Consider the following 26,619-nt stretch of genomic DNA (forward strand, 5'->3'; position numbering starts at 1 on the left):
GGATGCGAAATCAGGCGTAGAACGCGGGGCGCTCGGGCGCCTCGACGGCGACCGTGCCGCCCTCGTGCATGGCCTTGACGCCGGCCTCGCACGAGAGGGCGACGAGGTAGCCGTCCCATGCGTTCGGGCCGTCGATGAGCGATCCGTTGTGCACGGCGTTGACCCAGCGCTGAATCTGCGCGTCATACGCATCGGCGAAGCGGGTCGTGAACGACTCGTGATCCTTCACGCTGAAACGCCCGGCGCTCCAGCGCTGCAGGCCCGAGGGCTGCCCGATGCGGGCAACGCCCTGCTCGAACACGGCCTCGGTGGCGACCTGGTAGCCGAACTGCACGCTGACGCTCATCTCGACGTCGACGAGCACGCCGTTCTCAAGCTCCATGATCACCAGGATCGGCTCGTGCAGGCGCTCGGGTGCGAGCGAGTTGCGGCGCGGGTGCTTCACCTCGACGCTGACGACGCGCGACCCGGCGAGCCACGGCACCACGTCGAACTCGTGCACCACCGAGTCGGTGATGAGCATGTCGTTGGTGTAGGTCTCGGGCACCGTCGGGTTGCGGTGCACGGCGCGTACCATGAGCAGCTCGCCGCTCTCGCCCGATTCGACGAGCTGGCGCAGTTCCTGGTACTCGGTGTCGAAGCGGCGCATGAAGCCGACCTGAATGTGGGGCTTGTCGAGCTGCTGCTCGAGCTCGAGCACCTCCCACGAGCTCGCCGAATCCTGCGTCAGCGGCTTCTCGCAGAGAATGGGCAGCTTCGCCTCGAGGGCGGGCTTCAGCACGGGCGCATGGAACTTACCGGGTACCGCGATGAGCACGGCGTCGAGGGCTTCGGCCGCGATGGCCTCTTCGACGCTCGCGAACACCTGGGCACCGGGGGCGTGCTCTGCGGCAGCTGCCGCGCGGCCGGCATCGGGCTCGACGACCGCGGAGACACGGGCGCCGCTGATGCGGTGGGTGATGCGGGCGATGTGGTCGGCGCCCATCATGCCGGCGCCGACGACGGCGACGCGGAGATCTTCAGTCATGGGTGAATCCTTTCGAGGAGTGAGTGGGGGGCGCTTACGAGACGCGCGCGAGGTGCGTGCACCCGAAGATGTGCTCGCGCGTGCGCTGCGCGATCGGGAACGGGCGGTCGACGTCGCACCCGTACATGTCTTGCTCGACGATGGCGAAGATCTCGGAGTCGATCTTCGCAACCGCCTCGATGACCGGCGCGAGGTCGGGAATGCCGTGCGGCGGCTCGATCATGATGCCCTGGGTCACGGCCTCGGCGAACGGCACGTCGTTCTTCAGCACGTCGAAGAGCAGCGTGGGGTCGACCTGCTTCAGGTGCAGGTAGCCGATGCGCTCGGGGCGCTCCTCGATGAGCTTCACGTTGTCGCCGCCGTAGTAGGCGAAGTGGCCGGTGTCGAGGCAGAGGTTCGTGTATCGCGCGTCGGTCTCGTCGAGGAAGCGCAGCACCTCGCGGGTCGTGCCAATGTGGCTGTCGGCGTGCGAGTGGAACTGCTGCTTCACCCCGAACTCCTCGAGCAGCGCCTTACCGAGACGGTCGTGGCCTGCGCCGAGCTTCGCCCACTGCTCATCGGTCAGCGTGCGCGACTCGAGCACCTCGCTCGTCGCGTCGCTGCGCCACAGGTCCGGGATCACGACGAGGTGCTCGGCACCGAGCTTCGAGGCGAGCCCCGCCACGTTGAGCGCCTGATCCCAGGCGCGCTGCCATTCGTCGTCACCCTTGTGGAAGCCGGTGAACACGGTGCCGGCCGACAGCTTCAGGCCGCGCTTGCCGAGTTCGTCTTCGAGCTGGTGGGGGTCGGTCGGCAGGTAGCCGTACGGGCCGAGTTCAATCCACTCGTACCCCGAGGCCACGACCTCATCGAGGAAGCGCTCCCACGGTACCTGGTTCGGGTCGTCAGGGAACCAGACGCCCCACGAGTCGGGGGCGGTTCCGATGCGCAGACCGGGGTTTTCGGCGTTCGTTTCACCCATGGGCGAGAACCTCTCTTTCGGCGACGGTGCCGGATCGTTCCCGTCCATCATCGCAGGGGGTCTTTGTATTGACAATAAGCCATAGTAGACCATTTCGCCGAAGTTTCCAGTCGGCGACGCACAGGTTCGCGATCCCTCACGCGAATCGCTTGCGACGAGCCCACCAACGCCGACGGGCCCGGCCTCGCGCAGTGCGAGAACCGGGCCCGTCGATCGAAAACGCGCGACGAAGAATCAGCCCAGCAGGGGCTTCTGCGCCGCAACCTGCTCTTCGTACTCGGCCCGCGCCCGCTGCGTGGAATCGAGCGTCGACACCTGCGGCACCGGCACGTCCCACCAGCCCGCACCGTCGGGCGCGTAGATCAGCGGGTCGCTGTTGATGTGAATGAAGGTCGCGCGATCCGAGGCCTTGGCCTGCGCGATCGCGGCCTCGAGGTCGGTGATCGCACTCGCACCCGGGTCGACCTCGATAACGTCCATGCCGTAACTGCGGGCGTTCATCGCGAGATCGATCGGCAGCACCTGCTCGCCCTGGAAGTTCTTCGCGACCCCGTCGTACTCGCGGTACCAGGTGCCGAAGCGCTCCGATCCGACCGTCTCCGAGAGGTGGCCGATCGAGGCGTAGCCGTGATTCTGAATCAGGATCACAATCACCTTGATGCCCTCGGCGACCGCGGTGACGAGCTCGGTGTTGAGCATCAGGTACGAGCCGTCGCCCACCATGATGATGACGTCTCGGTCGTCTCCGGCTTCGACGAGCCCGCGCTTCGCGCCGATACCGCCGGCGATCTCGTACCCCATGCATGAGAACGCGTACTCGACGTGGTACCCCAAGGGGTCGCGCACGCGCCACAGCTTGTGGAGGTCGCCGGGCAGCGATCCTGCCGCCTGCACGATGACGTCGGCCGGCGCCGACGAGCGCTGCACGGCGCCGATGATCTCGGGCTGGCCCGGCAAGTCGAGACCCGAGGGCTCGAACGCCTCGTCGACCAGGCCGTCCCATTCCGCCTTCTCGGCGGCAATGCGCTCGGCATAGGAGGAATCGACACGCAGATCCCCTGCCGCCCCGTTTCCGTGGGCGTCGAGCAGCTCCAGGAGCGTCTCGCGGGCGTCGGCGACCACAGGGATCTGCGTGCCGTGCTTGTACGCGTCGAACGACGCGACGTTGATGTTGACGAACTGCACGCCCGGGTCCTGGAACGCGGTGCGCGACGACGTCGTGAAGTCGCTGTATCGGGTGCCGATGCCGATGATGACGTCGGCCTCGGCCGCCAGGCGGTTGGCGGCGAGCGTACCCGTCGCACCGATGCCGCCGAGGTACTGCGGGTGATCCCACTCGAGCACTCCGCCGCCGGCCTGCGACGTGCCAACCGGAATGCCAGTCGCCTCGACGAACTCGCGCAGCTGCTGCTCGGCATCCGAGTAGAGCACGCCGCCACCGGCGACGATCAGCGGGCGCTTCGCGGTGCGGATCGCCTCGAGTGCCAGGGCGAACGCGTCGCGCTCGGGGCGCGGGCGACGAATGCGCCACTCGCGGGGCTGCAAGAACTCCTCGGGCACGTCGAGCGCCTCAGCCTGCACGTCTTCCGGGAGCGCGATCGTCACGGCCCCGGTCTCGGCCGGGTCGGTGAGCACGCGGAGGGCGGCGAGCGCGATCGAGAAGAGCTGCTCGGCGCGCTGCACGCGGTCGAAGAACTTCGAGACGGGGCGGAACGCGTCGTTGACGGTCAGGCCGATGTCGTGGGGTTGCTCGAGCTGCTGCAGCACGGGGTCGGCGACGCGGGTCGCGAAGGTGTCGCTCGGCAGCAGCAGCGCGGGCAAGCGGTTCGTGGTCGCGAGTGCGGCACCGGTGAGCAGGTTGGCCGCACCCGGCCCGACCGACGCGGCCGATGCATACGTGCCGCGGCGCCGATGCATGCGGGCGTAGCCCACCGACTGGTGCACCATGGCCTGCTCGTTGCGCGCCTGGTAGTACGGCATCAGATCGGGCTGTTCGACATTGGCCTGCTTCAGCGCCTGGCCGATGCCGGCCACGTTGCCGTGCCCGAAGATTCCGAAGACGCCCGGAATGGTGCGCTCGCGAATCTCGGTGCCGTCGGCCGCGCGATCCACGGTCCACTGGTTCGCGAGGAATTCGATCAGCGCTTGGCTGACCGTCATGCGCCGGGTGGTCATCGTGCGGACTCCGTTTCGGTGGCGGTTGCGGTGCTCGCGGCGCCGGTGTCGGCGGGAGCGAAGGGGAGACGGGAGTCGAGCTGCTGCCCCTCCCAGGTGTCGCGCACCCAGCCGTGCGCCGGGTCGTCGCTGATGAGCCAGGTGCGCTCGGGGTCGGGCCCGGCCATCACGTTGAGGTAATACATGTCGTAGCCCGGGGCGGCCACGGCGGGGCCGTGGTAGCCGTGGGGCACGAGGGCGATGTCGCCGGTGTGCACCTGCGAATCGATCTCGATGGGCCCGGCGGGCGAGGAGTACGTACTGAACATGCCGAATGCGCGCTCAGGATCGACTCCGGCCGGGGCGTCTTTCGTCGGGGCGACCTCGAAGTAGTAGATCTCCTCGAGCTCCGATTCATGGCCAGGGATGTGCTCGTCATGCTTGTGAGGCGGGTACGACGACCAGTTCTCGGCCGGGGTGATGACCTCGACGACGATGAAGCGGGCCGCGTCGAGTGACTCCTTGCGCCCGAAGTTGTGCACCTGGCGGCTCGAGGCGCCTGCGCCGCGCAGTTCGACGGGCACGTCGGCGACCGGCATGTAGCGCGAGGGGCGCACGAGCTGCGGCTGGTCGGCGGGCACCGGAGAAGTCGCGACGAGGAAGCGCGCCTCGCCGTTCGGCGCGGAGGTCGCGGTGACCTCCGCGGTGGCGGCCGACGACAGGTAGAGCACGTCGGTCGGGCCGTCGAAGACCGAGCGACGGCCCGCGAGCTCCGAGGTCGTCTCGGCACCGGCGTTCGAGGCGTCAGCAGCGCCGTCGCGGTAGGTCACCGAGAACGAACCGGAGAGGGGGACGATGAGACGCTCGATGCCCGTGCCCTCGAGCGCGATGGTTGCGCCCTCGGCCAGGCGAGCCACCCGCACGCCGGTGTGCTCCCAGCCCGGGATGCGCTCGTCGACGACGGATTCCCATCCACCCTCGGCGAGTTCACCGCGCCGGTGGAACCAGCGTTCGACCTGCTGCGATTGCTGCGTCATATTCGTCCCCTGCTCCGATCCGTACTCGAATTAGTCGTTCTGCGGGAAGCCGAGGTTGATGCCGCCGTGCTTGGCAGGATCGAGCCAGCGGCTCGTGATGGCCTTCTCGCGAGTGAAGAACTCGAAGCCCTGCACGCCGTAAGCCTTCGCGTCGCCGAACAGCGACGCCTTCCAGCCGCCGAAGGAGTGGTAGGCCACGGGCACGGGGATCGGCACGTTGATGCCGATCATGCCGACCTGGATCTCGTGCTGGAAGCGGCGGGCCGCTCCCCCGTCGTTCGTGAAGATCGCCGTGCCGTTGCCGAATGCGCCCGAGTTGATGAGCTCGACGCCCTCTTCGAAAGTCTGCACGCGCACGATCTCGAGCACCGGCCCGAAGATCTCCTCGGTGTAGGCGCGCGAGGTGGTGGGGATGTTGTCGATGAGCGTGGGCCCGACGAAGAAGCCGTTCTCGTGCCCCTCGACCTGGAAGTTACGGCCGTCGACGACGATCGTCGCGCCGTCCTGCTCGGCGATGTCGATGTACCCGGTGACCTTGTCGCGGTGCACGTCGGTGATCAGCGGCCCCATGTCGGGCTCGGGCGTCGCTGCGCCGTTGCCGATGTTGAGCTTCGCGATGCGCTCGGTGATCTTCTCGATCAGCTCGTCGGCGACGGGCTCGACGGCCAGCACGACCGAGATCGCCATGCAGCGCTCACCCGCGGCACCGTAACCGGCGTTGATGGCCTGGTCGGCGACGAGGTCGAGATCGGCGTCGGGCAGCACCAGCATGTGGTTCTTCGCGCCGCCGAGCGCCTGCACGCGCTTGCCATGCTTCGAGGCGGTCTCGTAGATGTACTGCGCGATCGGCGTCGACCCGACGAAGGAGATCGAGTTCACGCCCGGGTCGGTCAGCAGGCCGTCGACAGCGAGCTTGTCGCCGTTGAGCACGGTGAAGACGCCGTCGGGAAGACCGGCCTCCTGCCACAGCTCGGCGAGCCACAGCGCGGCCGAGGGATCCTTCTCGGAGGGCTTCACGATCACGGCGTTGCCCGCGGCGACGGCGATCGGGAAGAACCACATCGGCACCATGGCCGGGAAGTTGAAGGGCGCGATGATGCCCGCGACGCCGATCGGCTGCTTGATCGAGTAGACGTCGATGCCGGTCGAGGCGTTCTCGGAGAAGGCGCCCTTGATCAGGTGGGGGAACCCGGTCGCGAGCTCGACGACCTCCTGGCCGCGGAGAATCTCGCCCATCGCGTCCGAGACGACCTTGCCGTGTTCGCGGGTGATGATCGCAGCGAGCTCGCCCTTGCGGGCGTTCAGCAGCTCGCGGAACTTGAAGATCACGGTCTGGCGCTTGGCCATGGAGAACTCGCTCCACACCGCAAAGCCGCGGTTCGCCGACGCGATGGCCTCGGTGATCTCGGCCTCATCGGCGAGTGCGACGTGGGCCTGCACCTCGCCGGTGGCGGGGTTGAAGACGGGGGCGGTGCGGCCGCTGTTCGAGGTGCGGCGCGCGCCATCGATCCAGTGCGGGATGACGGGGAGTGAATCGGTGCTCATTGCAGTCCTTCGTGGTCGTGTCAGAAATCAGATGCGGGATCGCGTGGAGTCTAAGCGAGGTCGCGGTGCACGAGCCGTGCAGCCGTGTCGACCGCGCCGGCCACGTCGCCGTCGTGGGGGTAGAGCAGGGTGCGGCCGACAGTGAGGCCGCGCACGCCTGGAAGCGCGAGCGCGTTCTCCCAGGAGGCGAAGGTCTCGTCGGGGTCGCCGCCGTTGTCGCCGCCGAGCAGCAGCGTCGGCATCGTGGTGGCCTCCATGACGCGTTCCATCTCGGGCACCACGGGCAGCTTCATCCAGGTGTACGCGCTGGAATTGCCCAGCCCGGAGGCGATCGCGGTCGAGAGAATGACGGCGTCGGCCGACAGGTCGTTCACGACCTTGCCGTTCACGCGGTTGCTCATGAAAGGTTCGAGCATGATCGGCAGACCGGCCGCCGCCGCATCGTCAACGGCACGAGCCGTCGCCTGTAGCGTCGCCGCAGTACCGGCGTCGTTCAGATCGACACGGATGAGCGTCTTCGCGAAGTCGAGTCCCTGCCGCACCATCGCATCGATGTCGTACGCGGTGTAGCGGTCGTCGAGCTCAAACGAGGCCCCGCGCAACCCGCCGCGGTTCATCGAACCGACGACGATCTTGTCATCGAGCAGGCCGAGCGCCGCGAGGTCGTCGATGATGTCGGGGGTGCCGAGCACGCCGTCGACGCCGGGGCGCGACAGCGCGATCGCCATGCGCTCGAGCAAGTCGTAACGGTTGGCCATGGCGGTGGCGTCACTGCCGACGGCGATGGCGCCGCGGGCCGGGTGATCCGCCGCCACGATGAACAGACGGCCGTCACCCGCGATGACGTCGCGCCGGCGTCGCTCGGCGAGCGCGCGGCCGATCGCCGCCGGATTGCCCGCACGGAGATCACGCAAGGCTTGGAAATCGAGTGCCATGATCAGGCCCCCTTCGTGAGCAGGGCCTCGACCTCAGCGGCGTCGGGCATGGCCGTGGAGCACTCGCGACGAGTGGCCACGATCGCACCGGCGACGTTGGCGAAGCGGAAGATGCGCTCGAGGTTCCAGCCCTCGAGCAGACCGTGGATGAGGGCGCCGCCGAACGCGTCGCCCGAGCCGAGCCCGTTGATGACGTCGACGAAGTGCGGGGGCACCTCGACGCGCTCGTCGCGGGTCTTCGCGAGCACGCCCTTCGGCCCCTGCTTCACGATCGCGAGCTCGATGCCGCGCTCGAGCAACGCGTCTGCCGCGCGATCGGGTTCGGTTTCGCCGACCGCGACCTCGCATTCCTCTTTATTGCCCACTGCGATCGTGGCGTGCGCGAGCGCTGCGCCCGCCTGCGCAGTGGCATCGGCGGGGTCGGCCCAGAACATCGGGCGGTAGTCGAGATCGAAGATGGTGTGGGTCTTGCCAGCACGGGCTTCGAGCGCGGCGAAGTGCGTGGAGCGACTCGGCTCCTCGCTCAGGCCGGTCAGCGTGAACCAGAGGATGCGCGCTTCGCGCACCGCGTCGAAGTCGAGGTCGGCCGTCGCGATCTGCAGATCGGGCGCCTTCGGCTTCCGGTAAAAGTAGAGCGGGAAGTCGTCGGGCGGGAAGATCTCGCAGAAGGTCACCGGGGTCGGAAACTCGGGGTCGACCTTCACCTCGCGCGGGTCGACGCCGAGACGATCGAGCTCACGCACCAGGTACCGCCCGAACGGATCGTCGCCGACGCGCGACACCAGCGCGCTCGCCCGACCGTACTTCGCGGCGGCGACGGCGACGTTCGCCGCACTGCCCCCGAGGTACTTGCCGAAGCTCGTGACATCTTCCAGGCCGACCCCGTCTTGCAACGGGTAGATGTCGACTCCGAGTCGACCCATGGCCAGGACGTCATCTGGACGCCGCACTTCCGACATTCGATACCCGCCTTCTCGTGGTGACGTGCGCGGGCCCGGTGCACCGCTGCATTTGTCCTAACAATAGCACGAAGATGAACGGAAACCATCCGGAAATACGGGAAAGGGGTAATGTTGTCAGCACATTAGGGCTGGGGACTGTCCCTCGTCGCGAGCCCGCGTGCCACCCCAGCGCCGAGGAGCACCTATGAGTACAGACCCCGTGTGGCCGAGCGAACTATTCGCCGACCTCGATCGCAATGGGCCCATCCCGCTCTACTTCCAGATCTCGAGCCGTCTTGAGCGCGCGATTCGCGACGGCATCATCCCCGCAGGGGCCCGCCTCGAAAACGAGATCGCGATCGGCCACCACCTGGGCCTCTCGCGTCCGACGGTGCGGCGCGCCATTCAAGAGCTGGTCGACAAGGGTCTGCTCGTACGACGCCGCGGCATCGGCACCCAGGTCGTACAGGCGCGCGTCAGCCGCCCCGTTGAGCTCACCAGCCTGCAAGAAGATCTCACCCGCGCCGGCCATCACCCCACGACCCGCGTGCTCTCACTCGAAAAGATCCCTGCCGATGAAGAAGCCGCAGTGCGGTTACGGATTGCCGTCGGCACGGAGATCACCCGCATTCGCCGCCTGCGCAGCGCCGACGGCACACCGATGGCAATCCTCGAGAACCTGCTGCCCCCCGAGTACGCCGACATCACGCTCGACGATCTCGAGACTCACGGGCTCTACGAGATGCTGCGTGCGCGCGGGATCGCCATCAAGATCGCGAACCAGACCATCGGGGCACGCCGCACCCACAGCGACGAGCACGAGCTGCTCGACGTCGCGAAGGGCAGCCCGGTGCTGACGATGGATCGCGTGGCCTTCGACCAGGGCGGCAGCGTCATCGAGGCAGGCCACCACTGCTATCGCCCCGACCTCTACTCGTTCGAGACCACGCTCGTCTCGCGCTAGGGTGCGTTGATTACGTCGGTCTTGATCCAGATCCGGGCTACCGCCTAGGGGGTCGGCTTGGTGTCCGGGGTGACAATCGTAAAGAAGATGTTCTGGGCCTTCGGTGGAGCCCACGTGTAGACCTCAACCGTCAAGGAGTAGTGATCCCTGAAGTAGTAGCGCGTGAAGCTCTCTTTGCCCGGAGGAAATTCTCGATTCTGATTCCGAACCCACCCCTGGGATTCCAGCCACGGCTCCAGATCATCAGCCAGCTTGCTCGGAGTCCGCGGCGCGTCCGATTTAAGGGTGACCAGATTGTCCCAAACATAGTATTTCGGCCATTCGGCGTAGCTGTCGCTCGCTTTGCTCACCCCCCCGTCACCGGGAATCGCGTTCTTCACTTCCTCTGGCGGGAGTTGAGCGTAGATCTCCTCGCCCCACGTGTCTGCCTGGGCCATGTATCGGTCAAGTTGCGCCTGCTGCTCCACCGCTTGCTCTGCCTTTCGTTCCTCGCTCCCGCACCCGGCGAGCGTCCCGACGAGCAGGATCGCCGAAAGCATGGCCGTGAATGCTCTGCGCCGTTTCATCATTACTTCACCTTCGACAGGTCCAAGGAAGAAATCATTTCCTCAGGCTTCGCCGCCCCGCTGTCCTGCACCTCAACCGTGATGCTCCGGGGCACCCGCCCCCCGACGTGCACCTGCTTCGTGTCGTTCGGGTGATACACCGCGACCGGTTTCCCCTGCACGACACTCGTGATGTTCTGCATGGAGGTGCTGTGTTGCTTGAACGGGGTTGAGTGCGTTTCCACCCCGCCCAGACTCTCGATGGTGCCTTTTTCCGGGTGATCGATATCGAGATATCCGGTTTCCAAACGCACGACGCCGGGAGTGTCCAGTGGGTTGGTCGGGCCGTGCCCGAGGCCCAACCAACCGGCGATCGGATTTCCCTGGTTCCACCCCACGACCGAGTCGTTGCGTGCCTGCAACACGAAGTGCGGCACATCCTTGGTGTCCGGGAAGTCCTCGATGCCGTCCGCATTGTGCCCGAGCCCAGCGGGCGCGACGTAGACGACCCTGGTCGCTTTGAGCCCCAGGTATTCGGCACCGCCGAGCACCGCCGCACCATAGCTGTGCGCGACGGGGATCACCTCGGTCTCGGGGCCGAGCCGCAGGCTGTTCGCGAACGACGCGAGTCGCGGGGCGGCGACATCCGCGAACCCCCGTTCGGCAGCGTCGACGATGTGCCCGGGTGGGTCGAACTGCGGCATGGGAGCTCCGTGCCAGGTGAAGTACCCGGATGTGGGGCCGGACTTGCTCATGAGATCCGCCCCTCGGCTCAGCTCATCGGTGAACCCTGAGAGCTTCGAGTTGGTGCCCGGCACATAGACGCTGACGTGCTGCATCCACGCCGGAACGTCTCCCGTCTTCGGGTCGAGTGCCCCCTGGAACGTCACGATGCTGTCGCGCAACGGGTTGAACCCCACTAGCGTCACCCCTGCCTGCGTATTACTCTTGCCGCTTTCGTCGTAGACCGTGTACTGCCCGAAGCCTTTTTCGTGTCGGTCGTTCCGATCTCCGAGAATCGCATCGATGCTCGTCACTTCACCGCGGAGGCTCGCGATCTTGTCCGTGAAAATGCCTTCCGCCCCCGGCTGCTTCTGCAGCAGATCGAGCATCTCGATCTGCTTCTCGAGTTCGCTCCGGTACGCCTTCGCCGTGATCACGTTCGCGGTGTTCCGGTCGCGGAGCGGAATCCCGTCCAGGTTGCCGACGAGCGACGGGAAATCTTTGGTGAGCTGTAGCCGCTGCTCTTCGGTCATCGCGTCCCAGACACTTCGGATCTCCGAGGGATCCTTGAGCTGTGCCAGGCTGACTGCCGAGACTTGCTGCACGGTACCGTTCGGCATCCGCACGCTGACAGTGACACCGGCCGAGACCGTCGGAGGTTCAGGCAACGCGTTTCGGGCGGCGACGTACTGCGAGCGCTGGGCGGTGATGGAGTTCGAGACCACTGAATCCACTCCCCGGCGCTCTTCATCGAGCGCTTTGAGCCGCTGCTGCGCGCCGGCCGCTTCTTCCTCCGCTCCACTGATCGCGCTCACGAGACCGCGCCGACGCGAAGCGTCATCGGGCGAGCTCTTGGAGTCGTCGAAGTCACTCAACCGATTTCGGGCCTTCGACACCTCGGTGTTCGCCGACCCCAAGTCCGCCCGGGCCTGTTGTGCCCGCCGCTTAATGTCGTCGGCCTGCAGCCCGAAATCACCGAGAGCGGTACCCCACGCCTGGTCGGCCTCCTGGGTCAGATTCGCCGGTCCCGAGCTCGCTTGAATGGTCGTCAGGATCCGTTCGACCGATACCGCGCTTCCGGACTGACCGCCCAGTCCGCCGACTGCCTCCATCAGCTTCGTGAAGATGTCGACACCGAGGGTGCGCAGCTTGAGGTCCCCGCCGATCTGCTTCGCCATCTCCGGATCGCCCGCGAGCGCTTTGCTGCCTGCAGTCATCTCGCGTGTCTCCGATTCATCGTGAAATCACCTGCGAAGCGATCTGCGCATCGAGGAGCTGGAAGAGCGTGACCATCTCGGTGCAGGAGCGGCTCTGCGCTTCCATGAGTTCGCCGAGTCGCCGCAGTGTCGCTATTCGGTCACCGGCAGTTTCGGATTGCGCACCGTCGGGCCCTTCGGAAGCGGATCCGAGTTCGCCAGACACCGCTGCCTCCGAAGTGACGCGCGAAGCCGCACCCGTAAGGCTGGATGCGGCACCCTTGAGGGCACTGTAGTCGACCTTCATGCATTCCTCCGTCACGCATGCGTACGGTGAACCGCAAGAGCAGTTCCTGTGGCCGCTATCCCGGCCAACTCCTGCTCAACGCGGCTTCGCCGGCGGCGGGGTCAGTTGATCTTGGATGCGATCTGCGAATCGAGATCCCGCATCGCGTTCGCCGTCCCCGTCAAGAACTGCTGAATCTCATTCAGCTGCGCAATCAACGTGTTCGCCGACGTCGTGTACTTCGTGTACGCGTCATTGAACTTGCCCGACGCCTGATCCGTCACAAACCCCGACGACACCAGACTCTGAATCTGCGACTGCATGCCCTGCAACTTCGTCGTAATCTCCTCACGACCCGCACCCAACTGCGACGCAGCCGACTCGATCTCCCCATAACTGACCTTGATATTCGACATGCGATGTTCCCCTCAGATGCGTACGGTGCCGCGACCTCGCGAAACACCAATTTGGACGACCAATAGAAAGTGACGTTACGATACCCATCAAGTATTTACAAATATGAATTTCACGGAGTCGAACAACCTGACGGCAGGACCCCACTCGCCTGCCACCGCCCGCGAAGCTACGACTTGACCGAGTTCGACAAACTCCTCCCTTGGCCCGCGTTGGGTCTGAGGGTCTCCTCGAGAGCGCCAGACACTCCCGCGAACTCGCGATCCTCGCCGCCGCCTTGCTCACGACGTCCCTGGTCACGAGGCACCCGAACACCCTCAGGCCTTGCCGCGAGCGTTGTGATTCCGTTCACGTTGCCCACGGTCACTCCCAGTTGCGACTTCTGCAAACCTGGTGAAGCGTTGACAAACCACATTCCACGTCGCGAAATGCACGGGAAAATGCTGCCAGGGAGCCTGGTCCGGCCCTTCAGAGCATTCGCTCGACGATGAGCCGGTGCGACGGTCAGCCGATGACGTCGCGGTAGACCTCGACCAGGCGTTCGGACGACGCCTGCCAGCTGCGGCGCAGGGCGTGCGCGCGAGCCGCATCGCCCATCTCCTTGAGACGCGCCGCGTCGCCGAGCATCTCGAGCACCGCGTCAGCCCACACCGAGGCGTCGTCACCCGCGACGAGTGCTCCGGTCTCCCCCGCGACGACCGCTTCGCGCAGCCCGCCGGCGTCGCGCGCGATCACCGGCACGCCTGAGGCGGCCGCCTCGAGCGCGACCAGGCCGAAGGTCTCGGAGTGCGATGGAACGAGCATCAGGGTCGCCGACCGGATGCGCTCGGCGAGCTCGCGGCGGCGCAGTGCGCCGTCGAATGCGGTGGTGCGCAGCATGCCGTGTTGCGCCACGGCGTCGTGGAGTGCACGCACGTACTCGTCGCCGTCGGGCGGCGGCGCCCCGACGATGCGCAGGCTCGGGCGCTGATCCTCGGGAATGCGCGAGATCGCGTCGATGGCCAGATCGAAGCCCTTGAGCGGGTGCAGGCGCCCGACGAGGATCACTTCGGCCCGACCACCTCCGCGCAACCAGTCGCGCTGCTCTTCGCAAGCGGCCGTATCGCACGGGTGGAACAGTTCGGTGTCGACTCCGAGCGGCACGACGCGCACACGACCCGGGTCGCCCGCGAGGCGCTCGAGCACCGTCGCCCGCTCCGCCTCGCTCACCGCAATGATGAGATCGGCTTCATTCGCGAGTCGCGCCTCACCCGCAAGGCGACCCGGCGACTCCGGGCGCTCCCCCTCGCCGAGCGGCGATTCGGGCGGCGCCGCGATGGAGTGGTAGCTCTGCACGAGAGGTACACCGAGTGCACGGGCCACCGGCAGTGCCGCGATACCCGAGAACCAGTGCTCGGCATGCAGCACCTGCACCGGGTCGGTGCGCAGTTCGTCGGCCAGCAGATCACCGAACTGCACCATCACCGCCTCGTGCTCGCCCTTCGCGAGCAGGCGCGGTGCACCTGCGTCGAGCAGCACGACGGTCAGATTGGGGCGCAGCTCGACCCGCGACGGGGTATCAGTATCACTGCGCCGAGTGAAGATGCGCACGCGGTGCCCGGCTGCGGCGAGCGCCTCAGCCTGAGCGCGCACGACGACGTTCATGCCTCCGGCGTCTTTCGTGCCCGGCACGTCGAGCGGCGACGTGTGGAGCATGACGAAGCCGATCGACAGCGAAGCGGTATCCATACGTCGAGCGTAGTGGCAGGATCGGGGTACCCGGTGCGTCGAGCGGTATTCGATTCGCACCCTCGACTCCCGATACCCCTCGGGGGTATCATCGAGGCATCTGATCATTCGAGGAGGGTCATGGGCCAGCACGATCACCCGCACGGCGACCGGCGCGACGGCGACGGCGCCGAAGCCTGCGAACCCGAGTTCAGCGCCGGCCACCCGGCGCGACCCGCGCGCACTGCGGGCGAGGGCCACGGCGGCCACAGTCACGACCACGGTCTCCAGGGGGCCGCGTCAGGCACCGCGAAGCACCGTCGCAAGCTGATTCTGGTGCTCGTCATCACTCTCACCGTCTTCGTCGTGCAGGTCGTCGGCGCACTCATCTCAAATTCGCTCTCGCTCCTCGCCGACGCCGGTCACATGCTCACCGACGCCACCGGCGTCGCCATCGCGCTCATCGCGAGCCTGATCGCAGGGCTCGCCCCCACGTCGAAGCGCACGTTCGGCTTTCTGCGCGTTGAGGTGCTCGCGGCGCTGGTCAACGGCATCGTGCTCGGCGTCATCGCCGTGGTGATCCTCATTCAGGCCATCTCGCGCTTCGGCACCGAGGTCGAGGTGCACTCGGGGCCGATGTTGATCGCGGCAATCATCGGCGCCGCCGCAAACCTCGTCTCGCTGCTCATCCTCCAGTCGGGCCAAAAGGAGAGCCTTAATGTGCGCGGGGCATATCTTGAGGTGCTTGGCGATCTGCTCGGGTCGGTCGCCGTCATCATCGCCGGCGTCATCATCATGTTCACCGGATGGAACGCCGTCGACCAGATCGCATCGATCCTCATCGCGATCCTCATCTTCCCCCGTGCCATCAGCCTGCTCCGAGACGTCGTCGATGTGCTCCTCGAAGCCTCCCCCAAGAACATCGACGTCGATACCGCGCGCACGCACATGGAGGCGGTACCGGGCGTCGAAGAGGTTCACGATGTACACGCCTGGACCATCACCTCGGGGGTGCCTGCGTTCTCAGCGCATGTCACCGTCTCCGATTCGGCGTGGAGCGAGCGCGGCTACCACGCCATTCTCGACGAGGTACGCGCCTGCCTGCACGAGCATTTCGACACCTCGCACGTCACTCTGCAACTCGAACCCCGCAGTCACGAGACTGCCGGCGAGCACGTCCACGCCTGACCTCGCGAGATCCGCATGATCGTGCGGGTGAATTCTGGTGTCGCGCTCTGTCGTAACCCGTGACTGCGCGCCACCCCTTTGACATAATGAGTATTAGCTGTGTATCAAAGCTAATTCTCAGAAAGTGAGTACCTCACATGACCGGTACCGTTCGCAATGCGGTAGCTGAAGCCCTGGCGACCCTGCTGTTCGTCTTCTCGATCGTCGCGGCGATCAACAACGCAGGCGACTTCGCGCCGCTCGCCATCGGCTTCACGCTGATGGTGCTCATCTACGCGACCGGCCATCTCTCGGGCGCCCACCTCAACCCGGCGGTTTCGCTCGGCGCGCTGCTGCGCGGCGCGCTCAGCGCCGGTGACTTCGTCGCCTATGTGATCGCCCAGCTCGTCGGCGGCGTGCTCGGTGCCCTCATCGCAGGGCTCATCTTCCCGGCAGCCGAGGCAGCCAAGGAGATCGAGGTCGGCCCGGCGTTCCTCGTCGAGGCGATCTTCACCTTCATCCTGGTCTACGTCGTACTCAACGTCGCGACCTCGAAGGACACCGAGGGCAACTCGTTCTACGGCCTCGCCATCGGCTCCGTCGTCGTCATCGGCGCGTTCGTCGTCGGCCCGATCTCGGGTGGCGGCTTCAATCCCGCCGTCGCGCTCGGCCTCGCCGTGCACGGCGACTTCGCCTGGTCGAACATCTGGCTCTACTTCCTCGCCCCGCTCGTCGGCGGCGCGCTGGCCGCCCTCGCATTCCGTGCGCTCAACAGCCACGACCTCGCGAAGGCTGACGCCTGAGCACCCTCCGCGGCCGAGCGCCGCACCCCGAAGGGCCCGATCGGATCACCTCCGGTCGGGCCCTTCGGCGTTCACCGAGTGAGGAGCGTGTGCAGCAGCTGCATCAGCAACACGAACCCGAATCCGAACCCGGGAATCAGCAGCACCGACCCCACAATGCCGCCCCACATCATGCCGCGTTCGCGCAGCATCCCGGCCCACACGCTGCCGAGCACGCCGGCGGGCAGCACGGCGACACAGATCATCCACATCACCGACAGCCACGTGAGCCCGGCCCAGCTATCGGCAGTCGCCAAGAACCCGATCCAGAACACCGCCAGCCAGATCCACGGCAGCGCAACGCACGCCGGAGCCGCTCGGCGCATCCACCGTGGTCGGTCGGGCGCCTGCACGCCCACGCCGCGCCACCCTCGCATCGGGTTGAGCGGCGTCGGCGGCTGATACATCGGTGATCCGTTCGCGTGCAGCGGCGATCAGTCGAGCAGCAACGCCGGTTCTTCGAGCACGGAGGCGACGTCGGCGACGAAGCGCGAAATCACGTCGCCGTCCACGATGCGATGGTCGAACGAACCGCCAACGGTGGTCACCATACGGGGGCGCACCTCGCCGTCGACGACCCACGGCTTCTCACGAATCGTGCCCATCGCCATGATGCCGCACTCGCCAGGGTTCAGAATCGGCGTGCCGAAGTCCATGCCGAACACCCCGATATTCGTGATCGTGATCGTGCCGTTCGCCATTTCTGCAGGCTGCGTGCGACCGTCGCGCGCGGTGATCGTGAGCTGCTCGATCGCGGTCGCGAGGTCGCGCAGATTCAACTCCTGCGCATCTTTGATATTCGGCACCACGAGGCCGCGCGGTGTCGCGGCCGCGATGCCGAGGTTCACGAAGTTATGACGAATGATCTCGGTGTCGGTGAAGGTCGAGTTGACCTCAGGGTTGCGCCGGATCGCCCAGAGCATCGCCTTCGCGAAGATCAGCAGCGGCGACACCTTGACACCCGCAAAGTCAGTCGAGGCCTTGAGACGCTTCACGAACTCCATCGTGCGCGTTGCATCGACATCGGTGAACACACTGACGTGCGGCGCTTCGAAGGCGCTCTCGACCATCGCCTTGGCGATCTGCTTGCGCATGCCCTTGAGCGGAATGCGCTCTTCACGCGCCGCCTGCGGCTCGGGAGTCGACAGGTTGCGGAACAGGCTGGCCTGCGACGCCTGGCGCACGACATCATCGCGCAGCACCTCGCCGGCGATGCCTGTGCCGGCGACCTCTGCCAGGTCGACGCCGAGGTCTTTCGCGAGCTTGCGAATCGGTGGCTTCGCGAGCACCGGGGCCGCTTCGGCGACCGGAATCGATGCGGCAGCGGCACCAGCGCCGCCTGCGGCCAACGGCGGCTCACCGCCACGACGTCGCCGCGACGTGACGGCACCGCCGGTACCGTACCCCACGAGCACCGCGCCGCCCTCGGAATCCTCGTGCTGCACGCTCGCCGATGCATCGGCAACCGCTTCGCGTGTCTCATCGCTGTCGACGGGCGCGGGATGCGTGTCGGCCGATACGTGAGCGGACGCGGCAGGCTCCGGATCACCGGTCGCTTCACCGGCCACCGTCACCCGCAGAATGGGGTCGCCAACCGGCACAGTGTCACCCACCTCGACCAGCAGCTCGGCGACGACGCCGGTAAACGGCGACGGTAGTTCGACGAGCGACTTCGCCGTCTCGATCTCGCAGATCACCTGGTTCAGCGCGACGGTATCGCCGGGCGCCACGTGCCACGTGACGATCTCGGCCTCGGTGAGCCCCTCGCCGACATCGGGGAGGGGGAAGGTCATCTCGCTCATGGGTGCTCCTGGGTTCGGGATGGTCTGTGTCAGTACTGCATCGTGCGATCGACAGCCTCGAGCACCCGATCGGCGTCGGGCAAGAAGAGCGGTTCGATCGCCGCAGCGGGGAAGGGCACGTCGTAACCGGAGACGCGCAGCACGGGGGCCTGCAGCGAGTAGAAGGCGCGCTCGGCGACGGTCGCCGCGATCTCGCTGCCGACACTCGCGTTGCCCGAGGCCTCCTGCGCGACGACCAGGCGGCCGGTCTTGCGCACCGACTCCAGAATGGGCTCGTAGTCGATGGGCGAGATGGTGCGCAGGTCAATGACCTCGATGCTCGTGCCCTCGGTCTGAGCGATCTCGGCGGCCTGCAGCAGCGTGTTGACCATCGCACCGAACCCGACGACCGTGCAGTCGGTGCCCGGTCGGGCGATGCGACTCTGGTGCAAATCGGCCGCGGGGGCTGCGGGATCGACCTCGCCCTTCTGCCAGTACTTCGCCTTCGGCTCGAAGAAGAGCACCGGATCGTTCGAGGCGATCGCCTGCTGGATCATCCAGTAGGCGTCATTCGCAGTCGATGGAGCGACGACGCGCAACCCGGGGGTGTGCGCGAAGTAGGCTTCGGGGCTCTCTTCGTGGTGCTCGATCGAGTTGATGTGGCCGCCGTACGGCACACGAATGACGATCGGCATGTCAACCTTGCCGTCGTGCCGGGCACGAATCTTCGCGAGCTGCGTCGTGATCTGGTTGAAGGCGGGGAAGATGAACCCGTCGAACTGGATCTCGACGACCGCGCGGTAGCCGCGGAGTGCGAGACCGATCGCGCTGCCGACGATGCCGGCCTCCGCGAGCGGGGTGTCGAGCACGCGCGCCGAGCCGAACTCCGCCTGCAACTTGTCGGTCACGCGGAAGACGCCGCCGAGCGGGCCGATGTCTTCGCCCATCAGCAGCACCCGGTCGTCGGCTGCCATGGCCGTGCGCAGGCCCTCGTTGATCGCCTTCGCAATCGGCAGGGTGGTGCGTTCGGCGAGCGTCATGATCTCGGTCATGCGGCGCCTCCTTCAAACGACGACTCGTAGTGCGCGAACCAGGCGCGCTGCTCGTCGATGCGCGGATGCGGTTCGGCGTAGACGTGCGCAAACATCGACTCGGGCTCGGGCTTCGGCAGGGTCAAGATCTGATCGCGTACCGCCTTCGCACGCTGATCCGCGGTCTCGGCGACCTCGGCGAAGAACGCGTCGTCGACACCCAGGCTGCGCAGGTAGGCCTCGAGTCGTGCGATCGGGTCGCGCTGCTGCCAGACCTCGAGCTCGCCGTCGGGCCGGTAGCGTGTCGGGTCGTCGGCGGTCGTGTGCGCTCCGATGCGGTACGTGAGCGCCTCGATGTAGCCGGGCCCTGCGCCCTCGCGCGCGAGACGCAGGAATCGGCGGCCGACGGCGAACGCCGCGAGCGGGTCATTCCCGTCGATCTGCACCGCACGCAGGCCGAAACCGAGGGCGCGACGGTACAGCGGGGTACGCGACTGGCGCGCGACAGGCACTGAGATGGCCCAACCGTTGTTCTGCACGACGAAGACCTCGGGCGTCTGGTAGCTCGCGGCAAAGATCATGGCCTCGTTCGGGTCGCCCTGGCTCGAGGTGCCATCGCCGTAGAAGACCATGGTGGCTTCGCCGGTCGCCGTGCCGGCTTCCCCCGCGTCCAGCGCAGTGTCGCCGTTGCGGCGCTTCGCGTCGAGCACCTGCCCGAGCGCGTGGCCCGTGGCGTGCTGGGTCTGCGAACCCAGCACCAGGGTGTAAAGGTGCACGTTGCCGTTGGCCGGGTCGGTGATGTCCCACCCGCCGTGCGTCACGCCGCGGAATTGCGCGGCGATGTCGAGCAGGTCGACGCCGCGCACACTCGCGACGAGGTGCTCGCGGTAGGCCGGAAAAACGTGGTCTTGAGGTTCGGTCGCGCGCACGAGGCCGACCTGGCAGCCCTCCTGCCCGACGCTCGGCACCCAGAGGGCGAGCTGGCCCTGTCGCTGCAGGTGCGTGCACTCGGTATCGAAGGCTCGAGTGCCGACCATGTCGCGGTACCACTGCTGCAGGTCGGCAGTGGTGACGCCCTCGAGTTCGGCGGCGTATTCGGCAGCAGTGTCTGACGGCGCGTACCCGCCATCCGCATCCAGGAAGCGGATCGGCTCGGGATCGTCGCCGTGCAGCAGGCGCTCTGTGATCTGTTCGCTCATCTCGATTCAGTGTAGTGAGCGGGTCTGCGCATCGCGGGATATACCCGTACTCGTTGACCGAATGCGCGGGGTCGATCAGCCCGCCGCGAGGACCTCCAGGTGTTCGCGTACGATGGCGACGACGACCTCTGCGCTCTCGGCCTCTGCGACCGTGATGCGCACACCGGTTCCGGCGAACGGGCGCACGAGCGTGCCGGCCTCTGCGAACTCCGCGGCCAGCGCCAAGGCGTCGGGAACCCCGCCGGCCGAGCGATCCTGCTCGGGAATCCATACGAAGTTGCCCTGCGCCTGCGGCACCGCGAGACCGAGTTCGCGCAGAGCTGCGGCGAGCGCATCGCGACGGGTCGCGAGCTCCGCGACCCGTTCTGCGTGGACCGCGCGCGCCTCGGGAGTCAGTGACGCACGAGCCGCGGTTTCTGCGATACCGGTGACCGAGAGCGGAATCGAGACGCTCGCCGCGGCCGCGAAGATCACCGGATCGCCGACGCCGTACCCGATGCGCAGCCCCGCGAGGCCGTACGCCTTCGAGAACGTGCGCAGCACGACGAGATTCGGGTGATCGCGCAGCACATCTTCACCGCGCACCGCTTCGGGGTCGGTCACGAATTCGCGGTACGCCTCGTCGAGCACCACGAGGGTGTCACGGGGAACTCGCGCCATGAAGCGGTCGAAGTCGACGCGGCGAATCGTCGGGCCGGTCGGGTTGTTGGGGGAGCAGAGCAGCACAACGCGGGTGCGGTCGGTAATCGCGTCGGCCATGGCATCGAGATCGTGTTCGGCACCATCGGTGAGCGGCACCGCAGCATTCTTGGCGCCCGAGGCCAGTCCGAGCGATGGGTACGCCTCGAAGCTCGGCCAGGCGTGCACGTACGCGTCACCCGCGCCGGCTGCCGCGTGCACGAGCTGAAAGAGAATCGCGACCGAGCCGGCGGCGAGGTGCACGTGCGTTCCCGGCACCCCGAAGTCGGTGCCGATGGCGGCGCGCAGCTCGGGCATCGCGACCGCGGCGTAGCGGTTGATGTCGGTGCGCCCCGCGATCGCGTCGAGCACCTCGGGGAGCGGAGGGAACGGGTTCTCGTTGCTCGAGAGCTTGAACCCGGGCTTCGTCGGCGCAGCTCCCTGACGGTAGGCCGGCACGGCCAGTACGTCAGCGCGAAGACGGACGGGGGAGACTGCGGGCTCACTCATGGTCACCGAGTCTAGTGACGCGTGCGGCCGACCCTGAGCGCGCCCGGAGTGGCGGTGCGAGAATGGGCGCATGCGATCCGTCATCCGCGTACTGGTCAACGCTTTCGCCCTCTGGCTCACGACACTCATCGTGGGGGGCCCCGGCAATCACGGGGTGTGGGTGGTTCCGCTCAACACCGAGAGCACCGGGTACCTCATTACGCTCGTGCTTGTTGCGCTGATCTTCGGTCTCGTCAATGGCACGCTTGGCCGTGTGGTGCGATTCGTCTCGATCCCGCTCTACATCATCACGATCGGGCTCTTCGGTCTCATTGTGAATGGAGTCATGCTCTGGGTCGTCGCGTGGCTCTCCGATCTCGCCGGCTTCGGGCTGCGGCTCGGAGGCTTCTGGTGGGGTGTGCTCGCGGCGCTCGTGCTCACGATCCTGTCGGGCATTCTGAACGGACTGCTCGGCACGTCGAAGAAGAAGGACCGCTGACACGGAGTATCCCGCACACTGGAGAGATGAGCGATCCACTGCGCATCTCATTCGTCTGCACGGGCAACATCTGCCGCTCACCGATGGGCGACGTGATCTTCCGGCGCCTCGCCGAGCTCGCCGGTGCGGCCGATCGCTTTGCGGTGTCGTCGCGCGGCACGGGCGACTGGCACGTGGGTGACGGGGCGGATCACCGGGCCGTCACCGCCCTGCACCGCGCAGGGTTCGATGGAACTTCCCACCGCGCCGCGCAGCTGTCGGGCGCCGACATCACCGACATCGACCTGTTCGTCGCGCTCGCCCGTGAGCATCGCGACGCGATAATCGCTCGCGGTGCCGATCCTGAGCGCATCGTATTGCTCACGAGCTTCGACCCCGAACGACCGTCTGATCCCGATGTCTTCGATCCCTACTTCTCCGACCAAGACGCATTCGACGAGGTACGTGCGCAGGTCGAGCGCGCCTGCGCGGCGCTGCTCGCGGAGCTGATCAACGATCCGCACATCCTCGTACCGCAGGTGTCGGCATGAGCGCGAGGCTGCGGCTGCCCCGCATGGGAGAATAGGAGGCGGACCGCGATCCCGAATCTCGAGAGGCTCACATGACCCCGCTTCCCACGCAGCCCATCAGCCCGCTCGACGGACGGTACCGCGCAGCGGTCGCCGACCTCGGCAACACGCTCTCAGAGGCGGGCCTCAACAAGGCTCGCGTGCACGTCGAGGTCGAATGGCTCGCCTATCTCACCGAGCACTCGCTGCTCGGTGGCACCCCGATCGCGCCCGAGCAACTCGCGGCACTGCGTGCCTGGGCCGCCGACTTCGGCCAGGCCGAGATCGACGAGCTCGCCGAGACCGAGCGCACGACGCAGCACGACGTGAAGGCCGTCGAGTACCTCGTGCGCGCACGCCTCGAAGCGCAGGGACTCGGACAGCTCGCCGAGCTCACCCACGTCTGCTGCACCAGTGAAGACATCAACAACCTCTCGTACGCGTTGACGGTCAAGCAGGCCGTCGCCGACGTGTGGCGCCCCCGCTTCGAAAAGGTCATCGGTGCGATCGCCGCCCAGGCCGAGCAGTACCGCGAGCTCCCCATGATGAGCCGCACGCACGGCCAGCCCGCGACGCCGACGACGCTCGGCAAGGAGCTCGCCGTCTTCGTGCACCGCCTCGAGCGCCAGCTCAATCAGATCGACGACATCGAGTACCTCGGCAAGTTCTCGGGCGCGACCGGCACGTTCGCGGCGCACCTCGCCGCCGACCCCGACACCGACTGGGCCGAGGTGTCGCAGCAGTTCGTCGAGGGCCTCGGGCTCGACTGGAACCCGCTCACCACGCAGATCGAATCGCACGACTGGCAGGCCGAGCTCTACACGCGCATCGCGCACGCGAACCGCATTCTGCACAATCTCGCGACCGATATCTGGAGCTACATCTCCATCGGCTACTTCCGCCAGATCCCGGTCGCCGGCGCGACGGGTTCGTCGACCATGCCGCACAAGGTGAACCCGATTCGGTTCGAGAACGCCGAGGCCAACCTCGAGCTCTCGAACGCGATCCTCGACTCGCTCGCCGCAACGCTGGTGACGAGCCGCTGGCAGCGCGACCTCACCGACTCCTCGGCGCAGCGCAACATCGGTGTGGGCCTCGGTCACTCGGTGCTCGCCCTCGACAACATCCTCAAGGGCCTCGGCCAGATCGATGCGGCCCCCGATGTGCTCGCCGCCGATCTCGACAGCAATTGGGAGGTGCTCGGCGAGGCGATCCAGACCGTGATCCGTGCCGAGGTGACCGCCGGTCGCTCGACGATTAGCGACCCCTATGCCGCGCTCAAGGAGCTGACTCGCGGCCGTCGTATCGGCCAGACCGAACTCGTTGAGTTCGTGCAGGGCCTCGAAATCGGTGATGCCGCGAAGCAGCGGTTGCTCGCACTCACTCCCGCGACCTACATTGGCGATGCCGTGCGTCTGGTCGACTTCCTGCAGCGCTGACGCGGCTCGCATACGCGGGATCGCGCGGAGTCCGGGCGCACGCCCCGCCTTCGCACGATCCCGTTCGTGCGTCTGGGCTTGATCGTATGGTCGTGCGCTCGGCTCCGCGCTGTTCGACGGAGCTGAGCGCGAGCTACGATGTGACCATGAGCCCGGAGCCGAGTCGCCGATTTTCGCTGACAACCGCGCTCGACCACGCATTCTTCGTCTACGCAGGCATCGCGGCGATTTGGCTCGCCTGGCTCATTTTCACCGAGAGCTTCCAAATCGGCTGGTTCGGCATCCTCTTCATGATCGCTTTCTGGGTGATCCTCGCATATCTCGTACTGCCTCGCCTGCATCGCATCCTGACGACGATCTACGTGCCCGACTACTTCATCGGCCGCGCCCGCACGAGCGATGGCCTGTTGGGCGATCCGATCAATCTCGCGGTGCGCGGTGACGAAGACGCGCTCCACCGCGCAATGGAACGTGCGGGGTGGATCAAGGCCGACCCCGTCACGCTCGGCTCATCGTCGCGGATCATCAGCTCGACCATCACTCGGCGCAGTTATGATCGCGCACCGGTCAGCCCGCTCTTCCTCTTCTCACGCATGCAAGACTTCGCGTACCAGCAAGAGGTCGAAGGAAATCCGGCGAAGCGTCACCACGTGCGATTCTGGCGCACTCCTGACGGCTGGCTGCTGCCCGGTGGCGCCCGCGTCGACTGGTTGGCCGCCGGCACGTTCGATCGGGCCGTGGGATTGTCGCTGTTCACCCTGCAGGTGACCCACAAGATCGACGCCGATACCGATGTCGAGCGCGACCACGTCATCGCGACCGTGCGTTCAGCGGATGCCGGAGTCGGCCTCGAGGTGCTGCGCGACTTCGCCACCGGGTATCACTCGCGCAATGGTGGCGGCGATTCGATCCACACCGATGGCGATCTGCCGATTCTCGATGTGGGGGAGGCATGAGCGAGCTTCACGCCAAGCGGTCGGCCTCAGAGGCGGCAGCGGTTCTCGCTGGCCCGCAGGCCCCGGCACCGCCCACAGCGAAGCGCCCATTGTCGCTGGCCGGGGGCGCCCTGCTCGTGCTGCTGCGCTGCCTCGGCGGCATCCTGTGGGTCGTGAGCGTCGTCATCGCCTGGCCGCGCCTCATGCGCGACGTCGACCTCGACGGCGTCAGTTCTGGCTTGGTGCTCGGAGTGTTCGTCGCGTTCGAGGCGCTCTGGATCTGCTCGTTGGCGCTCTTCGCCTGGGCGCTGTGGCGGGGCAGCAATCGTGCGCGCATGCTCGCGATGTGCTGGGCGGCCGCCAGCATCACCGCGTCAGCCATCAACTACTTCGTGTCGGGCGCGGAGATCACGGTACGCACGACCTTATTGACACTCTCACTCGACATACTGCTCCTGCTCGCCCTCTCGAGCCGGGACGCCCGTGCGTGGACCATCGGCCGACGGGATGCGCGCCGGGAGCACAAGCGTCAGCTGCGCCGGGCGTAACGACGGAGATTCGCAGGCGTCGCGGCCAGTCCCGGTGCCCCTTGCACGAGCGAGGTCAGTGCCAGTTGGGCTTGTCGTCGGGTCCGCGCAGATCTTTGCGCGCGTCAATGTCTTCTTGGCTCGGCTTGCCGCCGAGACCCACGAGGGCGACCATCATGATGGAGACGATGAAGCCGACACCGAGAAAGACCAGACCGAGCACCAGGTCGCGCGTGGTGAGCAGCACGACCAAGCCGGCGAAGACGCCGAGCACGAGCGAGAAGCCGATGAGTTCGAGCGGCTTCAGGCGGTCACGACGCGACGGGGTCACGCGATCCTGATTGGCGGGCTCGGGAGGCTGGGTCATCGTGTGCTTTCGAAGAGGTGCAGGGAAACTACTGCTCGGTGGCCGCGACCGACGTCGCAGTGCGACGCGTGTCGAAGGCCGAAATGCCGAGGAATACGCCGGCGACCATGGCGTAGGCGCCGAGGAAGCCAAGAATAGCCACCTGGTCGGTGCGGACCAGGATGGTGAGCAGCGCGAGGAGGATGCCGATCGCGCCGAGGAACACCGCGTCTTGGCGGCTGCCCGGACGCACGGTCGAGCCGACGAACTCGAGCAGCGCGCTCACGAGTGCCCAGGCCGCGACGACGACCGCGAAACCGATGACGGAGCCGGTGATCGGCAGCGCGACCGCAGCGGCGATCGACACGACCGCCAGCAGGAGCGGCACGGCGTTACCGCCCGAGGCGCGTACCGAGAACCACTCGAGCAGGTGCGCGATGGCGATGAGGCCGAAAATGGCCGCGGTCACGCCGAGGTCGAAGCCCAGCTGCTCGTGCAGGGTTGCGGTGAATGCGATAGCGATGCCGGCGATGATCAGCACGGCAACGCGCACGAGCCGAACGGGGCGTGCGACCGGAGTCTCAGGAGTCGGTGATTCCGCAGCTGTCGGTACTGCAGCAGCCATGACACCCCTTTCTTCGTCTCGCCCCAGTCTACCCCGGCGCCACCCGAGAGAATCCCGGTCGCACCCGCGTGCGGCTGG

General features: G+C 66.7%; 27 protein-coding genes. 8 read left to right on the plus strand and 19 right to left on the minus strand.

Annotation, left to right across the window (positions count from 1 at the left end; translation table 11 throughout):
* Positions 1-10 precede the first annotated feature (10 nt).
* The 7 genes from ACZF5Y_RS16345 to iolC form a co-directional block, all read right to left on the minus strand.
* A complete protein-coding gene (locus ACZF5Y_RS16345) occupies positions 11-1,027 on the minus strand; it encodes a Gfo/Idh/MocA family protein (protein WP_497533737.1) in 1,017 nt (338 codons plus the stop codon).
* Positions 1,028-1,061: 34 nt separating this feature from the next.
* Positions 1,062-1,988, minus strand: a complete 927-nt coding sequence (locus ACZF5Y_RS16350) for a sugar phosphate isomerase/epimerase family protein (protein ID WP_497533738.1) — start codon at positions 1,986-1,988, stop codon at positions 1,062-1,064.
* A 234-nt stretch (positions 1,989-2,222) separates the two neighbouring features.
* The gene (gene iolD, locus ACZF5Y_RS16355; protein WP_497533739.1) at positions 2,223-4,163 is read right to left on the minus strand and encodes a 3D-(3,5/4)-trihydroxycyclohexane-1,2-dione acylhydrolase (decyclizing); all 1,941 of its coding nucleotides are present in this window, start codon (positions 4,161-4,163) and stop codon (positions 2,223-2,225) included.
* Positions 4,160-5,179, minus strand: coding sequence for a 5-deoxy-glucuronate isomerase (gene iolB / locus ACZF5Y_RS16360; protein WP_497533740.1), 1,020 nt, complete (start codon positions 5,177-5,179; stop codon positions 4,160-4,162). Before iolB ends, iolD begins: the two co-directional genes overlap by 4 nt.
* A 30-nt stretch (positions 5,180-5,209) precedes the next feature.
* The gene (locus ACZF5Y_RS16365) at positions 5,210-6,724 is read right to left on the minus strand and encodes a CoA-acylating methylmalonate-semialdehyde dehydrogenase (protein ID WP_497533741.1); all 1,515 of its coding nucleotides are present in this window, start codon (positions 6,722-6,724) and stop codon (positions 5,210-5,212) included.
* A gap of 50 nt (positions 6,725-6,774) precedes the next feature.
* A complete protein-coding gene (locus tag ACZF5Y_RS16370) occupies positions 6,775-7,659 on the minus strand; it encodes a class I fructose-bisphosphate aldolase (RefSeq protein ID WP_497533742.1) in 885 nt (294 codons plus the stop codon).
* Positions 7,660-7,661: 2 nt separating this feature from the next.
* The gene (iolC, locus tag ACZF5Y_RS16375; RefSeq protein WP_497533743.1) at positions 7,662-8,618 is read right to left on the minus strand and encodes a 5-dehydro-2-deoxygluconokinase; all 957 of its coding nucleotides are present in this window, start codon (positions 8,616-8,618) and stop codon (positions 7,662-7,664) included.
* Positions 8,619-8,805: 187 nt separating this feature from the next.
* Between iolC and ACZF5Y_RS16380 the strand changes: the two genes are divergently transcribed.
* Positions 8,806-9,564: a GntR family transcriptional regulator gene (locus ACZF5Y_RS16380; protein ID WP_497533744.1), complete on the plus strand. Its 759-nt coding sequence runs from the start codon at positions 8,806-8,808 to the stop codon at positions 9,562-9,564.
* 44 nt (positions 9,565-9,608) lie between these two features.
* Here the strand turns inward: ACZF5Y_RS16380 and ACZF5Y_RS16385 are convergent, their stop codons facing one another.
* The 5 genes from ACZF5Y_RS16385 to ACZF5Y_RS16405 all read right to left on the minus strand — a co-directional run bounded on the left by ACZF5Y_RS16385 (position 9,609) and on the right by ACZF5Y_RS16405 (position 14,456).
* Positions 9,609-10,133 carry a hypothetical protein gene (locus ACZF5Y_RS16385; protein WP_497533745.1) on the minus strand — a complete coding sequence of 175 codons (525 nt, stop codon included), beginning with the start codon at positions 10,131-10,133 and terminating at the stop codon, positions 9,609-9,611.
* Complete coding sequence (locus tag ACZF5Y_RS16390; protein ID WP_497533746.1) at positions 10,133-12,049, minus strand: alpha/beta hydrolase; 1,917 nt, start codon at positions 12,047-12,049, stop codon at positions 10,133-10,135. The genes ACZF5Y_RS16385 and ACZF5Y_RS16390 overlap by 1 nt, the downstream gene beginning before the upstream one ends.
* 16 nt (positions 12,050-12,065) lie before the next feature.
* A complete protein-coding gene (locus ACZF5Y_RS16395; protein WP_497533747.1) occupies positions 12,066-12,335 on the minus strand; it encodes a hypothetical protein in 270 nt (89 codons plus the stop codon).
* A gap of 101 nt (positions 12,336-12,436) precedes the next feature.
* Complete coding sequence (locus ACZF5Y_RS16400) at positions 12,437-12,730, minus strand: WXG100 family type VII secretion target (RefSeq protein ID WP_053386261.1); 294 nt, start codon at positions 12,728-12,730, stop codon at positions 12,437-12,439.
* A 502-nt stretch (positions 12,731-13,232) separates the two neighbouring features.
* On the minus strand, positions 13,233-14,456 hold the full coding sequence (locus ACZF5Y_RS16405) for a glycosyltransferase (protein WP_497533748.1): 1,224 nt from the start codon (positions 14,454-14,456) through the stop codon (positions 13,233-13,235).
* Positions 14,457-14,576: 120 nt separating this feature from the next.
* Here ACZF5Y_RS16405 and ACZF5Y_RS16410 point away from each other — a divergent pair, with 120 nt between their 5' ends.
* Together ACZF5Y_RS16410 and ACZF5Y_RS16415 are read left to right on the plus strand one after the other, a co-directional pair.
* The gene (locus ACZF5Y_RS16410; protein ID WP_497533749.1) at positions 14,577-15,623 is read left to right on the plus strand and encodes a cation diffusion facilitator family transporter; all 1,047 of its coding nucleotides are present in this window, start codon (positions 14,577-14,579) and stop codon (positions 15,621-15,623) included.
* Positions 15,624-15,760: 137 nt separating this feature from the next.
* Positions 15,761-16,405 carry an MIP/aquaporin family protein gene (locus ACZF5Y_RS16415; protein ID WP_497533750.1) on the plus strand — a complete coding sequence of 215 codons (645 nt, stop codon included), beginning with the start codon at positions 15,761-15,763 and terminating at the stop codon, positions 16,403-16,405.
* Positions 16,406-16,476: 71 nt separating this feature from the next.
* Here ACZF5Y_RS16415 and ACZF5Y_RS16420 read toward each other — a convergent pair whose 3' ends face one another.
* From ACZF5Y_RS16420 to ACZF5Y_RS16440, 5 genes are all read right to left on the minus strand, one after another.
* A complete protein-coding gene (locus ACZF5Y_RS16420; protein ID WP_497533751.1) occupies positions 16,477-16,851 on the minus strand; it encodes a hypothetical protein in 375 nt (124 codons plus the stop codon).
* Between the two features lie 27 nt (positions 16,852-16,878).
* Entirely contained in the window at positions 16,879-18,246 is a 1,368-nt protein-coding gene (locus ACZF5Y_RS16425) for a dihydrolipoamide acetyltransferase family protein (RefSeq protein WP_497533752.1), read from the minus strand.
* A 29-nt stretch (positions 18,247-18,275) separates the two neighbouring features.
* A complete protein-coding gene (locus tag ACZF5Y_RS16430) occupies positions 18,276-19,277 on the minus strand; it encodes an alpha-ketoacid dehydrogenase subunit beta (RefSeq protein ID WP_497533753.1) in 1,002 nt (333 codons plus the stop codon).
* Positions 19,274-20,455, minus strand: a complete 1,182-nt coding sequence (locus tag ACZF5Y_RS16435; RefSeq protein WP_497533754.1) for a thiamine pyrophosphate-dependent enzyme — start codon at positions 20,453-20,455, stop codon at positions 19,274-19,276. Before ACZF5Y_RS16435 ends, ACZF5Y_RS16430 begins: the two co-directional genes overlap by 4 nt.
* A gap of 75 nt (positions 20,456-20,530) precedes the next feature.
* Complete coding sequence (locus ACZF5Y_RS16440) at positions 20,531-21,643, minus strand: histidinol-phosphate transaminase (RefSeq protein WP_497533755.1); 1,113 nt, start codon at positions 21,641-21,643, stop codon at positions 20,531-20,533.
* 70 nt (positions 21,644-21,713) lie between these two features.
* Between ACZF5Y_RS16440 and ACZF5Y_RS16445 the strand changes: the two genes are divergently transcribed.
* From ACZF5Y_RS16445 to ACZF5Y_RS16465, 5 genes are all read left to right on the plus strand, one after another.
* On the plus strand, positions 21,714-22,121 hold the full coding sequence (locus ACZF5Y_RS16445; protein ID WP_497533756.1) for a phage holin family protein: 408 nt from the start codon (positions 21,714-21,716) through the stop codon (positions 22,119-22,121).
* 26 nt (positions 22,122-22,147) lie between these two features.
* Positions 22,148-22,651 carry a low molecular weight protein-tyrosine-phosphatase gene (locus ACZF5Y_RS16450; RefSeq protein WP_497533757.1) on the plus strand — a complete coding sequence of 168 codons (504 nt, stop codon included), beginning with the start codon at positions 22,148-22,150 and terminating at the stop codon, positions 22,649-22,651.
* Between the two features lie 71 nt (positions 22,652-22,722).
* Complete coding sequence (gene purB, locus ACZF5Y_RS16455) at positions 22,723-24,108, plus strand: adenylosuccinate lyase (RefSeq protein ID WP_497533758.1); 1,386 nt, start codon at positions 22,723-22,725, stop codon at positions 24,106-24,108.
* 146 nt (positions 24,109-24,254) lie between these two features.
* Positions 24,255-25,064 carry an LssY C-terminal domain-containing protein gene (locus ACZF5Y_RS16460; RefSeq protein WP_497533759.1) on the plus strand — a complete coding sequence of 270 codons (810 nt, stop codon included), beginning with the start codon at positions 24,255-24,257 and terminating at the stop codon, positions 25,062-25,064.
* Positions 25,061-25,591 carry a hypothetical protein gene (locus tag ACZF5Y_RS16465; protein WP_497533760.1) on the plus strand — a complete coding sequence of 177 codons (531 nt, stop codon included), beginning with the start codon at positions 25,061-25,063 and terminating at the stop codon, positions 25,589-25,591. Before ACZF5Y_RS16460 ends, ACZF5Y_RS16465 begins: the two co-directional genes overlap by 4 nt.
* A gap of 55 nt (positions 25,592-25,646) precedes the next feature.
* Here ACZF5Y_RS16465 and ACZF5Y_RS16470 read toward each other — a convergent pair whose 3' ends face one another.
* Positions 25,647-25,937, minus strand: coding sequence for an ABC transporter ATP-binding protein (locus ACZF5Y_RS16470; RefSeq protein ID WP_497533761.1), 291 nt, complete (start codon positions 25,935-25,937; stop codon positions 25,647-25,649).
* Between the two features lie 28 nt (positions 25,938-25,965).
* Entirely contained in the window at positions 25,966-26,541 is a 576-nt protein-coding gene (locus ACZF5Y_RS16475) for a hypothetical protein (RefSeq protein ID WP_497533762.1), read from the minus strand.
* Positions 26,542-26,619: the final 78 nt, after the last annotated feature.

It is taken from the genome of Leucobacter sp. WKLB1, from assembly GCF_059696215.1.

What these genes read in the sequence shown, in the direction of transcription:
- ACZF5Y_RS16345 (WP_497533737.1), bottom strand. Translation starts at nt 1,027, where the DNA reads ATGACTGAAGATCTCCGCGTCGCCGTCGTCGGCGCCGGCATGATGGGC.
- ACZF5Y_RS16350 (WP_497533738.1), bottom strand. Translation starts at nt 1,988, where the DNA reads ATGGGTGAAACGAACGCCGAAAACCCCGGTCTGCGCATCGGAACCGCC.
- iolD (WP_497533739.1), bottom strand. Translation starts at nt 4,163, where the DNA reads ATGACCACCCGGCGCATGACGGTCAGCCAAGCGCTGATCGAATTCCTC.
- iolB (WP_497533740.1), bottom strand. Translation starts at nt 5,179, where the DNA reads ATGACGCAGCAATCGCAGCAGGTCGAACGCTGGTTCCACCGGCGCGGT.
- ACZF5Y_RS16365 (WP_497533741.1), bottom strand. Translation starts at nt 6,724, where the DNA reads ATGAGCACCGATTCACTCCCCGTCATCCCGCACTGGATCGATGGCGCG.
- ACZF5Y_RS16370 (WP_497533742.1), bottom strand. Translation starts at nt 7,659, where the DNA reads ATGGCACTCGATTTCCAAGCCTTGCGTGATCTCCGTGCGGGCAATCCG.
- iolC (WP_497533743.1), bottom strand. Translation starts at nt 8,618, where the DNA reads ATGTCGGAAGTGCGGCGTCCAGATGACGTCCTGGCCATGGGTCGACTC.
- ACZF5Y_RS16380 (WP_497533744.1), top strand. Translation starts at nt 8,806, where the DNA reads ATGAGTACAGACCCCGTGTGGCCGAGCGAACTATTCGCCGACCTCGAT.
- ACZF5Y_RS16385 (WP_497533745.1), bottom strand. Translation starts at nt 10,133, where the DNA reads ATGATGAAACGGCGCAGAGCATTCACGGCCATGCTTTCGGCGATCCTG.
- ACZF5Y_RS16390 (WP_497533746.1), bottom strand. Translation starts at nt 12,049, where the DNA reads ATGACTGCAGGCAGCAAAGCGCTCGCGGGCGATCCGGAGATGGCGAAG.
- ACZF5Y_RS16395 (WP_497533747.1), bottom strand. Translation starts at nt 12,335, where the DNA reads ATGAAGGTCGACTACAGTGCCCTCAAGGGTGCCGCATCCAGCCTTACG.
- ACZF5Y_RS16400 (WP_053386261.1), bottom strand. Translation starts at nt 12,730, where the DNA reads ATGTCGAATATCAAGGTCAGTTATGGGGAGATCGAGTCGGCTGCGTCG.
- ACZF5Y_RS16405 (WP_497533748.1), bottom strand. Translation starts at nt 14,456, where the DNA reads ATGGATACCGCTTCGCTGTCGATCGGCTTCGTCATGCTCCACACGTCG.
- ACZF5Y_RS16410 (WP_497533749.1), top strand. Translation starts at nt 14,577, where the DNA reads ATGGGCCAGCACGATCACCCGCACGGCGACCGGCGCGACGGCGACGGC.
- ACZF5Y_RS16415 (WP_497533750.1), top strand. Translation starts at nt 15,761, where the DNA reads ATGACCGGTACCGTTCGCAATGCGGTAGCTGAAGCCCTGGCGACCCTG.
- ACZF5Y_RS16420 (WP_497533751.1), bottom strand. Translation starts at nt 16,851, where the DNA reads ATGTATCAGCCGCCGACGCCGCTCAACCCGATGCGAGGGTGGCGCGGC.
- ACZF5Y_RS16425 (WP_497533752.1), bottom strand. Translation starts at nt 18,246, where the DNA reads ATGAGCGAGATGACCTTCCCCCTCCCCGATGTCGGCGAGGGGCTCACC.
- ACZF5Y_RS16430 (WP_497533753.1), bottom strand. Translation starts at nt 19,277, where the DNA reads ATGACCGAGATCATGACGCTCGCCGAACGCACCACCCTGCCGATTGCG.
- ACZF5Y_RS16435 (WP_497533754.1), bottom strand. Translation starts at nt 20,455, where the DNA reads ATGAGCGAACAGATCACAGAGCGCCTGCTGCACGGCGACGATCCCGAG.
- ACZF5Y_RS16440 (WP_497533755.1), bottom strand. Translation starts at nt 21,643, where the DNA reads ATGAGTGAGCCCGCAGTCTCCCCCGTCCGTCTTCGCGCTGACGTACTG.
- ACZF5Y_RS16445 (WP_497533756.1), top strand. Translation starts at nt 21,714, where the DNA reads ATGCGATCCGTCATCCGCGTACTGGTCAACGCTTTCGCCCTCTGGCTC.
- ACZF5Y_RS16450 (WP_497533757.1), top strand. Translation starts at nt 22,148, where the DNA reads ATGAGCGATCCACTGCGCATCTCATTCGTCTGCACGGGCAACATCTGC.
- purB (WP_497533758.1), top strand. Translation starts at nt 22,723, where the DNA reads ATGACCCCGCTTCCCACGCAGCCCATCAGCCCGCTCGACGGACGGTAC.
- ACZF5Y_RS16460 (WP_497533759.1), top strand. Translation starts at nt 24,255, where the DNA reads ATGAGCCCGGAGCCGAGTCGCCGATTTTCGCTGACAACCGCGCTCGAC.
- ACZF5Y_RS16465 (WP_497533760.1), top strand. Translation starts at nt 25,061, where the DNA reads ATGAGCGAGCTTCACGCCAAGCGGTCGGCCTCAGAGGCGGCAGCGGTT.
- ACZF5Y_RS16470 (WP_497533761.1), bottom strand. Translation starts at nt 25,937, where the DNA reads ATGACCCAGCCTCCCGAGCCCGCCAATCAGGATCGCGTGACCCCGTCG.
- ACZF5Y_RS16475 (WP_497533762.1), bottom strand. Translation starts at nt 26,541, where the DNA reads ATGGCTGCTGCAGTACCGACAGCTGCGGAATCACCGACTCCTGAGACT.